Below are 12949 nucleotides of genomic sequence, written 5' to 3' on the forward strand. Positions count from 1 at the left end.
CGGCCCGGGCCGCCATGAAACGCGTCAGCGTTTGCGCCGGATCAGGGTGTGGCCGTTGACGATCACCATGCCGGAGAGCACCAGCACTGCGCCCATGATGAAGGATGCATCCAGGTGTTCATCCAGGATCAGCGCGCCCATGGCGACGCCGAACAGCGGGCTCATGAAAGACAGAATGCCCAGGCGGGCGGCCAGATAGCGGCGCAGCAGCCAGAACCAGGTGAAGTAGCTGAAGAAACAGACGATGATGGTCTGGAAGCTCAGGCTGGCCCAGGCCAAGGGGGTGCCATGGAAGCTGAGCTGGTCGGTGCCGTAGGCGAATGCCAGGGGCAGGGCACAGGCGCAGGCCAATTGGTAGAACAAGGTTTGCGAAGGCGGCGCTTCACTCAGCCGCGTCACCCGCACGGTAATCGTGGTCAGCCCCCAGGTCAGCCCGGCCGCCAGGCCGAATAGGTCGCCCAGCAGCGGGTTGGGGGCGGCCGCCAGGTTTTTCGGGTCCTGCGGGCCAAGAAATGTGATGACGATACCGGCGAAGGCCAGCGCGATGCCGGCCCATTGCAGACGCTGCAAGCGTTCTTCCGGCAGCTTGCAATGCAGGCCGATGGCCGCAAAGATGGGCGCGGTATATAGAAACACCGACATATGGGCGGCGCTGGTCCAGCGCAGGCCCAGCGCGACACACAGAAACTCCACGGAAAACAGCAGGCCGGCCACCAGCCCCGGGCCCAGGCCAATGCCGGGCAACCAGCGTTCGCGCAGGAACAGGCGGCTGCAAAACAGCACCAGAACGGCGGCAACGCCAGAGCGCAAGGCCACTTGCAGCACAGGGGCGACATCCGCCGCAATCGCCTTGATGGAGACCTGCTGCATGCCCCAGATCAGGCATAGCAGCAGCATGGTGGCCGTGGCGGCACCATCGACAGGTTTTCTTATTTGCATGGATTCAGCCGGGAGCAGCCGGACAGGGAGGGGGCCGGCATGCGGGATGACGCCACCTGCCAGGCATCACAGGGCGCGCTGGCGGGGTGGTCAGGGTTTGCCAGCAAGTATCCCCCATTGTGCGGGCGGGCCGCATTACGGGTTATCGCTACCATGAGGAAAACAGGGTTATTGCGCGGAAAAGGGCTGCCAGCCCGCTGGATCTGCGGCGGCAGTGCTAGTGGGAATCACTCGCGCCATTTTGATTGCTGAAGCCGTGACAATGGCAAGGGTTTTGTGCAAGATTGGCGCTATACAGCGTATTATTAAAAATTCGTTCGCTGTACACGCACCTTGCCCGCGCCACGCTGGCGCGGCGTTGTCATTTCCGCTCGTTGAGACCAGCATGCCGCATTATCGTTCCCGCACATCCACCCATGGCCGCAACATGGCTGGTGCCCGCGCTCTATGGCGCGCCACCGGCATGCAGGACGGCGACTTTGGCAAACCCATTATTGCTGTGGTGAACTCGTTCACCCAGTTTGTCCCCGGCCACGTGCACTTGCGCGATCTGGGCGCCCTGGTGGCCAAGGAGATCGAGGCTGCGGGCGGTGTGGCCAAGGAATTCAACACCATTGCCATCGACGACGGCATTGCCATGGGGCATGGCGGCATGCTGTATTCGCTGCCCTCGCGCGACCTGATCGCCGACTCGGTCGAGTACATGGTCAACGCGCATTGCGCTGACGCCATGGTGTGCATATCCAACTGCGACAAAATCACCCCGGGGATGTTGATGGCCGCCATGCGCCTGAACATTCCTGTCGTGTTTGTGTCCGGCGGCCCGATGGAAGCGGGCAAGATCCACGAGCCTGGCACGGTGAAGGTTATCGCCAAGCTGGACCTGATCGACGCCATGATCAAGGCGGCCGACCCCAACGTGACCGACGCGGAAGCCGAGGAAGTTGAACGCAGTGCCTGTCCCACCTGTGGCTCCTGTTCCGGCATGTTCACTGCCAATTCGATGAACTGCCTGACCGAAGCGCTGGGCTTGTCCCTGCCGGGCAACGGCACCATCGTTGCGACCCACGCCTGGCGCAAGACGCTGTTCGAAGAAGCCGGCCGCCTGGTGGTCGATCTGTGCCGCCGCTACTACGAACAGAATGATGAGTCCGTGCTGCCGCGCAATGTCGCGACCTTTAAGGCCTTCGAGAACGCCATGACGCTGGATGTGGCGATGGGCGGCTCCACCAACACGGTGTTGCACTTGCTGGCCGCGGCGCAGGAAGCCGGGGTGGACTTCACGATGGCGGACATTGACCGCATTTCGCGTGTGGCGCCCTGCCTGTGCAAGGCTGCGCCCATGACCGACAAATTCCATATTGAAGATGTGCACCGCGCTGGCGGCGTGATCGGCATCCTGGGCGAACTGGCCCGGGCCGGCCTGCTGCATCTGGATGTGCCCAATATCCATAGCGGCACGCTGGGCGAAGCCCTGCGCAACTGGGATATCGCTGGCGGTGAAGCCAGCGCGGAGGCGCAGCGCTTCTACCGCGCGGCGCCCGGGGGCGTGCGCACGACGCAGGCCTTCAGCCAGTCGGCGGAGTTCGCCAGCCTGGATCAGGACCGTGCGCAAGGCTGTATCCGTGACTATGCGCACGCTTACTCGCGTGACGGCGGCCTGGCCGTGTTGTCCGGCAATCTGGCCGAACGCGGCTGCATCGTCAAGACCGCAGGGGTGGATGAAAGCCAGTGGATTTTCGAGGGCACGGCACGCGTGTACGAAAGCCAGGATGATGCCGTGACGGCGATTCTGGGCGATGAGGTCAAACCGCACGATGTCGTGGTGATCCGCTACGAAGGCCCCAAGGGCGGCCCGGGCATGCAGGAAATGCTCTATCCCACGTCGTACCTGAAATCCAAAGGCCTGGGCAAGGTTTGCGCCTTGGTGACGGATGGCCGTTTCTCTGGCGGCTCGTCCGGTCTGGTGATCGGCCACGCCTCGCCCGAAGCGGCGGAAGGCGGCACGATAGGTCTGGTCGAAAACGGTGACCGCATTCTGATCAACATCCCGGAACGCCGCATTCACCTGGATGTGTCCGACGAGGTGCTGGCGCAGCGCCGCAGCGCCATGGAAGCGCGCGGGGATGATGCCTGGAAGCCGGTGGACCGCGAACGCTATGTGTCGCTGGCGTTGCAGGCCTATGCTGCCCTGGCCACCTCGGCCGACAAGGGCGCGGTGCGGGATATCAGCCAGATCCGCCGTAAATAAGAGGCTCAGGCCGGTTGTGGCGGCCTGACATCACGCAGGACACTGACAGGCCCGCCGGGCTGGAGCCATCCAGCCCGGCGGGCCTGTTTTTTTTGTGCAGCACTCACTCGCCATGAGGCAAAAGACATTGCGGCGGAGGGAAAAAACCTGGCAGTTTAGAAATGTGAACTATTTTTATATTAGGAACGCTGTAATATTTCGGTTCTTTCATATTCAGAATACGTTGAAGCGAGCATGCAGATGACGAATTTCAGGTTTGGCAGGACGATGGTCCAAGCGGTTGCGCTGAGCGCGCTGGTATTGGCGGCAGGTTGCGCAACAGAATCTTCGCGCAGCCTGGAAGTGCCCAAGACGGCAGCGGCTGCCCAGCAGTATCAGGGGCCGCGCAGCCCGATCTCGGTCGGGAAATTCGATAATCGCACCGACTTCATGCGTGGCGTCTTCAGTGACGGGCAGGACAGGCTGGGCAGTCAGGCCAAGACCATCCTGATTACGCACTTGCAGCAGACGGGCCGCTTCAATGTGCTGGATCGTGCCAATTTGTCCGAAATCAGCCAGGAAGCCGGTTTCAACGGCAAGGCGCAAAACATCAAGGGTGCATCCTATGTCGTCACTGGTGATGTGAGCGAATTCGGCCGCAAGGAAACGGGTGACCGCCAGTTGTTTGGCATTCTGGGCCGCGGCAAGTCCCAGGTGGCCTATGCCAAAGTGAATCTCAATGTGGTGGACGTGGACTCCTCCGAAGTCGTGTATTCGGCTCAGGGCGCAGGGGAATACAGCTTGTCCAACCGCGAAGTCGTGGGCTTTGGTGGCTCCGCCGGTTACGACTCCACCCTCAATGGCAAAGTGCTCGATCTGGCGATCCGGGAAGCGGTTGACAATCTGGTACAAGGGATTGAAAGCGGCGCCTGGCGTCCTGCTGCCAATTAAGTCAAGGCTGGCAAGATGAACATAGGATTTGGCGCAGTGCGCGCCTGGATAGCCGCGCTGGCCGTGCTGGCGGCCGGCTGCGCGCACCAGGAACCGACCTTGTATGGATGGGGCGATTATCAAGCTCAGGTCTATCAATACCTGGACGGCAGCAAGGATGGCGTAGCCATGCAGATCGGCAAGCTGGAAGAAAGCCGTGAACGGATCAGCGCGGCCGGTGCCGCGTTGCCGCCAGGTTTTCAGCTGCACTTGGCGATGCTGTATGCCATTGAAGGGCAGATGGACAAAGTGCAGGACTTGATGGCAGCGGAGCAGGCAAGTTTCCCGGAATCCAGCACTTTTGTGGTTTTCATGGCAAAAACGCTGGCTGCGCGAGCGGAGACAGGAAAATGAAACTCTGGAAAACATGCCTGAGTCTGGGTGTCTTGGCCTTGGCTGCCGGTTGTGCCACACCGTCTGCAAACCGGGATTACACCGCTTTTCGCGAGGCCCGTCCGCGTTCGGTGCTAGTACTGCCACCGCTCAATGATTCACTGGAAGTGGGGGCGGCCGAGGCAGTCCTGGCGCAGGTGAGCTATCCGCTGGCCGAGTCAGGGTATTACGTTTTTCCCGTCGCGGTCGTGAATGAAGTCCTGCGCCAGAATGGGGTACAGAATGCTGAGGATGCGCGGGCGATCCCGGCCGACAAGCTGCGTGATATTTTCGGGGCGGATACGGTTTTGTTCATTGACGTTAAAAAATACGGAACGTCATATGCCATCCTGAGCAGCGCTTCGGTCGTGACGCTGGATGCGCGGCTGGTCGATCTGGCTTCCGGCACCGAATTGTGGTCCGGGACGGCTTCCGCATCCAGCGCAGAACAGCAAAGTTCTGGCGGAGGCTTGCTGGGCGCGCTGGTGATGGCGGTCGTGAATCAGATCGTCGAGTCAACCAGTGATTACAGCTACACCATGGCAGGCGTGGCCGATATGCGTCTGCTGGCCGCAGGAAGAGCCAATGGCTTGTTGTACGGGCCTTACTCGCAACGGGCCGGTACCGACTGACGTTGCCGGGGCCTGGGCGCCAGGCTTGAACGGTTCAGGCAAGGCCTGCCGGTATTCGGAAACGAAACCGGCAGGCCTTGTGCCTGATGCCGCTTAGAAGTGAATGACGGTGCGGATGGATTTGCCTTCGTGCATCAGGTCGAAGGCTTCATTGATTTCGTTCAGCGGCAGCGTGTGCGTGACGAACGGATCCAGGTCGATCTTGCCTGTCATGGCATCTTCCACCATGCCGGGCAGCTGGGTGCGGCCCTTTACGCCGCCAAAGGCCGAACCGCGCCACACGCGGCCGGTAACGAGCTGGAAGGGCCGGGTGCTGATTTCCTGCCCGGCGCCTGCCACGCCGATGATGATGCTTTCCCCCCAGCCCTTGTGGCAGCATTCCAGCGCGGCACGCATGACATGCACATTGCCGATGCATTCAAAGGAGAAGTCCACGCCGCCGTCAGTCATTTCCACGATGACGTCCTGAATCGGGCGGTCATAATCCTTGGGGTTGATGGTGTCGGTGGCGCCCATGGCGCGCGCCAGGATGAATTTGCCCGGATTGGTATCGACAGCGATGATGCGGCCCGCCTTGGCCTGCACCGCGCCCTGGATCACGGCCAGGCCAATGCCGCCCAAGCCGAATACGGCCACGGTGTCGCCTTCCTTGACTTTGGCGGTGTTGTGCACGGCGCCAATGCCGGTCGTGACGCCACAGCCCAGCAGGCAGACCTTTTCATGGTCGGCTGCCGCATTGAACTTGGCCAGTGAAATTTCCGGCACCACGGTGTATTCGCTGAAGGTCGAGCAGCCCATGTAGTGATAGATGGGCTTGCCCTGGTAGGAAAAGCGCGTGGTGCCGTCGGGCATCAGGCCCTTGCCCTGGGTCGCGCGCACTTTCTGGCACAGATTGGTTTTGCCGGACAGGCAGAATTTGCATTCACGGCATTCGGCGGTGTAAAGCGGAATGACGTGATCGCCGGCTTGCAGCGATGTCACCCCTTCGCCGACTTCGACCACGATGCCGGCGCCTTCATGGCCGAGCACAGCGGGGAAAATACCTTCCGGGTCGTCGCCGCTCAGGGTGAAAGCATCGGTGTGGCAAACGCCGGTATGGGTAATCTTTACCAGGACTTCGCCCTTGCGTGGCGGTTCCACGTCGATCTCGACGATTTCCAGCGGTTTGCCGGCTTCGAAGGCGACTGCGGCACGGGATTTAATCATCAGGTTTCCTTTGGTGGCGGCCAGGCAGGCCGTTGGTTATTTCAGGTAGGAGCGCACCAGGCCAATGGCGTCGTCCACGGTTTCCTGGGGGGCGACCGGCGCGAGGCTTTCGCGCAGATGGCTTTCCAGCACGCTGGACATCAGGCCATTGACGGCGCCGCGCAGCGCGGCGATCTGTTGCAGTACATCGCTGCAGGGCGCATTGCCGTCCAGCATGCGGCCCAAGGCTTCGACCTGGCCCTGGATGCGGCGCACGCGCGCTGCTGCCTTGCGTTTTTCAGTGGGGGTATAGGGCATGGGGGCCAGCCTGGTTATGTACTGGGGGGGAGTATATCACCCCGGTAGGTATTAGCTCATATCCAGAAATTCTTATGCCTAATGGGGATGAGCAATGGAAAATTGCTTCGTTCGCTTTTATTTGCATGCGTTGCACACTGACCCGTTCCTGCCATGAACGGAGTCCTAAAAATGTCTATTGGAAATAAGTTTCTGCTGGCTGCCGGTATTCTGGCAGCGTCTGTCCTGGCCCCGCTCGCTGCCGCGCAGGCCGAGGGCAAGTCGTGGACGCTGCTGAATGTGTCCTATGACCCGACGCGTGAGCTGTATCGCGCCATTGATGAGCGTTTCAGCGAGGAATACAAAAAGCAGACGGGCGACACCGTGACGATTCGCCCCTCGCACGGCGGCTCGGGCCGCCAGGCGCGTTCGGTCATTGATGGCCTGGACGCCGATGTGGTCACGCTGGCGCTGGCTTACGATATCGACGCCATCGCCGATCACGGCCAGCTGGCCCAGGATTGGCAGGCGCGTTTGCCCAGCAATAGCTCGCCCTACACCTCTACCATCGTGTTCCTGGTGCGCAAGGGCAATCCCAAGGGTTTGAAAGACTGGGATGATCTCGTCAAGCCGGGCGTGGAAGTGATCACGCCCAACCCCAAGACATCCGGGGGCGCGCGCTGGAATTATCTGGCCGCCTGGGCGTATGCGCTGGACAAGAGCGGCGGCGACCAGCAGGCGGCGCAGGACTTTGTGCGCGAGCTCTACAAAAATGTGCCGGTGCTGGATACCGGTGCGCGCGGCTCCACCTCGACCTTCGTGAAGGGGGTGGGCGACGTGTTGCTGGCGTGGGAGAACGAGGCTTTCCTGGCGCAGAAGGAGCTGGGGGAAGGCGAGTTCGACATTGTCGTGCCGTCGCTGTCGATTCTGGCCGAGCCGCCGGTCGCCGTGGTTGACAAGGTCGTGGACCGCAAGGGCACGCGTGAGGTGGCGGAAGCCTATCTGAAGTGGCTCTATACCCCGGAAGCCCAGGAAATCATCGCCCGGAATTACTACCGGCCGATAGACAAGACGGTGGCGGCCAAATACGCCAGCCAGTTTCCTGAGGTCAAGCTGATTACCATCGACGATGTCTTCGGCGGCTGGCGCAAGGCGCAGGCCGATCACTTCGGTGATGGCGGCAGCTTTGACCAGATTTACCAGCCCGGGCGCTGAGAAAGGCCGGGGGCGAGCATGACGGCAACGACATTGAATCTTCCTGTGGTCGCAAGCCGGCGCCGCCGCCCCGGCGTGCTGCCGGGCTTCGGCCTGTCCATGGGTTTCACGCTGGTCTATCTGAGCCTGCTGGTGCTGATCCCGCTGGCCGCGTTGCCGATCAAGGCGGCCGGCCTGGGATGGGAAGGCTTTCTGGCTGCCGTGGGCACCCCTCAGGCGCTGGCCGCCTACAGGCTGACCTTCGGCGCCGCCCTGCTGGCGGCTTTCGTCAATCTGGTGTTCGGCATGATTGTGGCCTGGGTGCTGGTGCGGTATTCCTTCCCGGGCAAGCGCATTCTGGATGCGCTGGTCGATCTGCCTTTCGCGCTGCCCACGGCGGTGGCCGGGATTGCGCTGAGTTATCTCTACAGTACCAAGGGCTGGCTGGGCAAGCCGCTCTATGAGTTCTTCGGCTGGAAGATTTCCTATAGTGCCGCGGGCGTTGTGGTGGCCTTGATTTTTATCGGTCTGCCATTCGTGGTGCGCACGGTGCAGCCGGTACTCGAAGATGTGGAAAAAGAATTGGAAGAGGCGGCAGCCAGCCTGGGCGCAGGCCGCTGGCAGACCTTTCTGCATGTCTTGTTCCCGGCCGTGCTGCCAGCCTTGTTGACCGGCTTCTCGCTGGCTTTCGCGCGGGCGGTGGGGGAATACGGTTCTGTGGTGTTTATCGCGGGCAACCGGCCCATGGTGTCCGAGATTGCGCCGCTGCTGATTGTCTCCAAGCTGGAGCGTTTCGATTATGCCGGGGCGGCCGCCATTTCCACGGTATTGCTGGTAGCTGCCTTCCTGTTGCTGCTCTTGATTAATCTGCTGCAAGCCTGGCAGCAGCGCCGCGGCGGGGTGCGCTGATGAACCCCGCGACGATACCCGCACGCCAGGGCAGCAGCCCGCTGGAAGAACCGGCCTGGGTGCGCTATGTGCTGATTACGCTGGCGCTGGCGTTCATGGGCTTGTTCCTGCTGGTGCCGCTGGTGTCGGTCTTTGCCGAGGCCTTGCGGCGCGGCTGGGGCGTGTACCTGGCCGCCATCACGGATTCCGATGCGCTTGATGCCATCCGCCTGACGCTGCTGGTGGCGGCCATTTCCCTGCCGGTCAATCTGGTGTTCGGCGTAGCAGCGGCCTGGGCCATTACCAAGTTCCAGTTTCGCGGCAAGCAGTTCCTGATTACCTTGATCGACTTGCCGTTTTCGGTGTCGCCGGTGGTGGCGGGCCTGGTGTTTGTGCTGCTGTTCGGCGCGCAAGGCTGGTTCGGGCCGTGGCTGCAGGCGCATGACCTGAAAATTGTGTATGCCGTGCCAGGCGTGATTATCGCTACCTTGTTTGTCACTTGCCCATTCATTGCGCGTGAGCTGATTCCGCTGATGCAGGCCCAGGGCAATGATGGCGAACAGGCGGCGCTGACGCTGGGCGCGTCCGGCTGGCAGATGTTCTGGCGCGTCACGCTGCCGAATATCAAATGGGGCCTGCTGTATGGCGCCATCCTGAGCAATGCGCGCGCCATGGGGGAGTTTGGCGCAGTATCGGTGGTCTCCGGCCAGATACGCGGCCTGACCAACACCATGACGCTGCATGTCGAAATCCTCTACAACGAATATATGTTTTCCGCGGCCTTTGCGGTCGCTTCGCTGCTGGCTTTGCTGGCGCTGGTCACGCTGTTGCTGAAACAATGGGTGCTCTGGCGCGATGAGCGCGCCGGCCGGCCCGGCTATGCCACGGCGACGCAGCCGCTGGAGCGGCCGCTGGCGGCCACTGCCGCCTGAAGGAGTCACACATGAGTATTGAAGTTCGTCATTTGTCCAAGCGTTTCGGCGATTTCCGTGCGCTCAACGATGTCTCGCTGCATATCGAAACCGGCGAGCTGGTGGCTTTGCTGGGGCCTTCGGGCTGCGGCAAGACGACCTTGTTGCGCATCATCGCCGGCTTGGATACGCCCGATGAGGGCAGTGTTCTGTTTGCCGGTGAAGATGCCACCGATGTCAATGTGCGCCAGCGCCGCGTGGGCTTCGTGTTTCAGCACTACGCCCTGTTCAAGCACATGACGGTTTTTGAAAACGTCGCCTTCGGCCTGCGTGTCCGGCCGCGTGCCCAGCGCCCCTCCGAGGACGATATCCGTGCCCGCGTGAAGGCGCTGCTGGAACTGGTGCAGCTGGACTGGCTGGCTGACCGTTATCCGTCGCAGTTGTCCGGCGGGCAGCGTCAGCGTATTGCGCTGGCGCGCGCGCTGGCCGTAGAGCCGCGTGTCCTGCTGCTCGATGAGCCGTTCGGCGCGCTGGATGCGAAGGTGCGCAAGGAATTGCGCCGCTGGCTGCGCCGCTTGCATGACGAGCTGAATGTGGCCAGCGTCTTCGTGACCCATGATCAGGAAGAGGCGCTGGAAGTCTCAGACCGTGTCGTGATGATGAATGCGGGCAAAATCGAACAGGTGGGCTCGCCCCGGGAGGTCTGGGAGTCGCCAGCGACGCCGTTTGTCTATGGCTTTCTGGGCGATGTGAATCAGTTCCAGGGCGTGGCGGCCAATGGCGTCTGGCGTCTGGATGACTGGACGCTGCCGGCGCCTGAGTTCGGGGCCGGGCCGGAACGCGCTGCCACGGCCTATGTCCGCCCGCATGAAGTGGAAGTGGTGCCCTATGCCGCAGGCGGCGAGGGGCTGGCGGTGCGCCTGAATCATGCTTACCTGGCCGGGCCAAGCGCCTTTCTGGAATTGTCGCGTGAGGGTAGCGATCAGCTGATCGAGGCGCAGGTGCCGGAAGGCGTGTACCGCCAATTGAATCTGAAGGAAGGCGAAATTCTGCTGGCGCGTCCGCGCCAGGCGCGGATTTTCGCCCGCGACGGGGCATGACGGCCATGGGCGCCGCGTCCGGACACGCCCTTGAGGCGCAGCGCTGGTCCGTTTTGCAGGCTAGTCTGGCGGATATCGCCAGGCGCCATCCGGATGCGGCATTGGCGTCCTCGCTGGCCGCTGAAGATATGGTGCTGGCCCATGCCATTTATGACGGCGGCTTGCCCTTGGAAGTCTTCACGCTGGATACCGGCCGTCTGCATGCCGAAACGCTGGGTATGCTGGACGTGATGCAGTCCCGCTATGGCCGCAGCCCGACGGTTTACCGCCCGGATGCGGCAGCGGTGGCGGCGCATGTGGCCGAGCACGGCGCCTATGCGTTTTATGAAAGTGTGGATTTGCGTAAAGCCTGTTGCCAGATCCGCAAAGTCGCGCCTTTGTGGCGGGCGCTGGCAGGGCGGTCGGCCTGGATCACCGGGCAGCGCCGCGAGCAATCGGCAACACGGGGCGAACTGCACGAGCAGGAACAGGACGCAGTCTTTGGCCTGGTGAAATTCAACCCCCTGGCAGCCTGGACGGAGGCCGAGGTGTGGGAAAGCATCCGCCTGCGCAAGATTCCGTATAACCCGCTGCATGACCAAGGCTACCCCTCTATCGGTTGCGAACCCTGTACGCGCGCGGTGCGGCCTGGCGAAGATGTGCGGGCTGGCCGCTGGTGGTGGGAGTCGTCGGATTCCAAAGAGTGCGGTTTGCATGCCGGTAACCGGGCGGAGGCGCGCCAGGCTGGCGCCTCTTCCGCCGCGTCTTCTTGAGTATGGCTGCCTCGGCTTGTGGCCGGGGCAGCCGGTTTCATCGCAGCCACAGGCCAAGCCTGAGAGCTGTGTGGCGGTTCCAGCCTGCGGGCCGGAGTTCTTCCCTGAGGTGTTATGACTATCAGCACTAGCGCGGGCATTGCGCCGCAGAGCCGCGTGGCGGCAGCGGCAGGCCATTTGCCGCAATCTTCCGGTTTCTTGGATGCACGTAGCCACCTGGATTGGCTGGAATCCGAGGCCATTCATATCATGCGCGAAGTGGCAGCCGAATGCGAACGCCCGGTGCTGCTGTTTTCCGGCGGCAAGGATTCCTGCGTGCTGTTGCGCCTGGCGGAAAAAGCGTTTCGTCCCGGGGCGTTTCCGTTTCCGCTCATGCATATCGACACCGGGCACAACTTCGATGAAGTGATTGCCTTTCGTGATGCCCGTGCTGCGGAGCTGGGCGAAACCCTGATCGTGCGCAGTGTCGAAGATTCCATCGCGCGCGGCAGCGTGGTGTTGCGTAAGGCAACGGATTCGCGCAATGCGGCGCAGGCCGTGACGCTGCTTGAGGCCATCGAGGAATTCGGCTTCGATGCCTGCATCGGCGGCGCCCGGCGGGATGAAGAAAAGGCGCGCGCCAAAGAACGCATCTTTTCCTTCCGCGACGAATTCGGCCAGTGGGATCCGAAGGCGCAGCGCCCGGAACTCTGGAACCTTTACAACACGCGGGTCCATGCGGGCGAAAACATGCGCGTGTTTCCGATTTCAAACTGGACGGAATTGGACGTCTGGCAATACATCGCGCGTGAAAATCTGGCGCTGCCTTCCATTTATTTCACCCACCAGCGCGAGGTCGTGCGCCGCCGCGGCCTGCTGGTGCCGGTCACCCGCCTGACGCCGCCTGCTGAGGGTGAAACCGCGGAAACCGTGGCCGTGCGCTTCCGTACCGTGGGCGACATCTCCTGCACCTGCCCGGTGGCATCCGAAGCGGACGATGTGGCCGGCATCATCGCTGAAACCGCGGTGACGACCATTACCGAGCGCGGCGCCACGCGTATGGATGACCAGACTTCCGAGGCATCGATGGAGCGCCGTAAAAAAGAGGGGTATTTCTGATGAGCGAAAGTTCCAGCGTGATTCTGGAGCGGGCCGAGGCGCAACAGCCTGGCGCCGCGTCCCTGACGGCGGCCTTCACGCAGGCCGATGGCGGCGTGCTGCGCTTCATTACCGCGGGTTCGGTCGATGACGGCAAGTCCACGCTGATCGGACGTTTGCTGTTCGATAGCAAAGGCGTTTTCGCCGACCAGCTCGACGCCATCGCACGCGCCAAGTACAAGCGCACCGAAGGCGATGCGCCGGATCTGGCACTGTTGACCGATGGCCTGGAGGCGGAGCGCGAGCAGGGTATCACCATCGACGTCGCGTACCGTTATTTCGCCACGCCGCACCGCAAATTCATCGTGGCCGATGCGCCTGG

At 62.2% G+C, this 12949-nt stretch carries 14 protein-coding genes; 11 read left to right on the top strand and 3 right to left on the bottom strand.

The window, feature by feature from the left end:
* Positions 1-24: 24 nt before the first annotated feature.
* Positions 25-939 (bottom strand): DMT family transporter, encoded by a 915-nt coding sequence (locus ACTJGZ_RS09580; protein WP_441662699.1) that lies wholly within the window; start codon positions 937-939, stop codon positions 25-27.
* 385 nt (positions 940-1324) lie between these two features.
* Here ACTJGZ_RS09580 and ilvD point away from each other — a divergent pair, with 385 nt between their 5' ends.
* The 4 genes from ilvD (at position 1325) to ACTJGZ_RS09600 (ending at position 5163) form a co-directional block, all read left to right on the top strand.
* Entirely contained in the window at positions 1325-3190 is a 1866-nt protein-coding gene (gene ilvD / locus ACTJGZ_RS09585) for a dihydroxy-acid dehydratase (protein WP_441662700.1), read from the top strand.
* Positions 3191-3457: 267 nt separating this feature from the next.
* A complete protein-coding gene (locus tag ACTJGZ_RS09590) occupies positions 3458-4120 on the top strand; it encodes a CsgG/HfaB family protein (RefSeq protein ID WP_441662701.1) in 663 nt (220 codons plus the stop codon).
* 15 nt (positions 4121-4135) lie between these two features.
* Entirely contained in the window at positions 4136-4513 is a 378-nt protein-coding gene (locus tag ACTJGZ_RS09595; RefSeq protein ID WP_441662702.1) for a DUF4810 domain-containing protein, read from the top strand.
* Entirely contained in the window at positions 4510-5163 is a 654-nt protein-coding gene (locus tag ACTJGZ_RS09600; RefSeq protein ID WP_441662703.1) for a DUF799 domain-containing protein, read from the top strand. The genes ACTJGZ_RS09595 and ACTJGZ_RS09600 overlap by 4 nt, the downstream gene beginning before the upstream one ends.
* 93 nt (positions 5164-5256) lie before the next feature.
* Here ACTJGZ_RS09600 and ACTJGZ_RS09605 read toward each other — a convergent pair whose 3' ends face one another.
* Together ACTJGZ_RS09605 and ACTJGZ_RS09610 are read right to left on the bottom strand one after the other, a co-directional pair.
* Positions 5257-6366, bottom strand: coding sequence for an S-(hydroxymethyl)glutathione dehydrogenase/class III alcohol dehydrogenase (locus ACTJGZ_RS09605; protein ID WP_441662712.1), 1110 nt, complete (start codon positions 6364-6366; stop codon positions 5257-5259).
* A gap of 39 nt (positions 6367-6405) precedes the next feature.
* Positions 6406-6666, bottom strand: coding sequence for a metal/formaldehyde-sensitive transcriptional repressor (locus ACTJGZ_RS09610; protein ID WP_441662704.1), 261 nt, complete (start codon positions 6664-6666; stop codon positions 6406-6408).
* 171 nt (positions 6667-6837) lie between these two features.
* On the opposite strand from ACTJGZ_RS09610, the gene ACTJGZ_RS09615 reads away from it, so the two are divergent.
* The 7 genes from ACTJGZ_RS09615 to ACTJGZ_RS09645 form a co-directional block, all read left to right on the top strand.
* Positions 6838-7860: a sulfate ABC transporter substrate-binding protein gene (locus ACTJGZ_RS09615; protein ID WP_441662705.1), complete on the top strand. Its 1023-nt coding sequence runs from the start codon at positions 6838-6840 to the stop codon at positions 7858-7860.
* Between the two features lie 18 nt (positions 7861-7878).
* Entirely contained in the window at positions 7879-8748 is an 870-nt protein-coding gene (gene cysT, locus ACTJGZ_RS09620) for a sulfate ABC transporter permease subunit CysT (protein ID WP_441662706.1), read from the top strand.
* Positions 8748-9659, top strand: a complete 912-nt coding sequence (gene cysW, locus ACTJGZ_RS09625) for a sulfate ABC transporter permease subunit CysW (protein ID WP_441662707.1) — start codon at positions 8748-8750, stop codon at positions 9657-9659. Before cysT ends, cysW begins: the two co-directional genes overlap by 1 nt.
* A gap of 11 nt (positions 9660-9670) precedes the next feature.
* Positions 9671-10738, top strand: coding sequence for a sulfate/molybdate ABC transporter ATP-binding protein (locus ACTJGZ_RS09630; RefSeq protein ID WP_441662708.1), 1068 nt, complete (start codon positions 9671-9673; stop codon positions 10736-10738).
* Positions 10735-11490 (top strand): phosphoadenylyl-sulfate reductase, encoded by a 756-nt coding sequence (locus tag ACTJGZ_RS09635; protein WP_441662709.1) that lies wholly within the window; start codon positions 10735-10737, stop codon positions 11488-11490. The genes ACTJGZ_RS09630 and ACTJGZ_RS09635 overlap by 4 nt, the downstream gene beginning before the upstream one ends.
* Before the next feature lie 114 nt (positions 11491-11604).
* Entirely contained in the window at positions 11605-12588 is a 984-nt protein-coding gene (cysD, locus tag ACTJGZ_RS09640; protein ID WP_441662710.1) for a sulfate adenylyltransferase subunit CysD, read from the top strand.
* Positions 12588-12949: GTP-binding protein (locus ACTJGZ_RS09645; protein ID WP_441662711.1), on the top strand; the 362-nt coding region annotated here is incomplete at its 3' end. The genes cysD and ACTJGZ_RS09645, both read left to right, overlap by 1 nt.

Origin of the sequence: Kerstersia sp., assembly GCF_052103615.1 — a bacterium.
GTDB lineage: Bacteria > Pseudomonadota > Gammaproteobacteria > Burkholderiales > Burkholderiaceae_B > Kerstersia.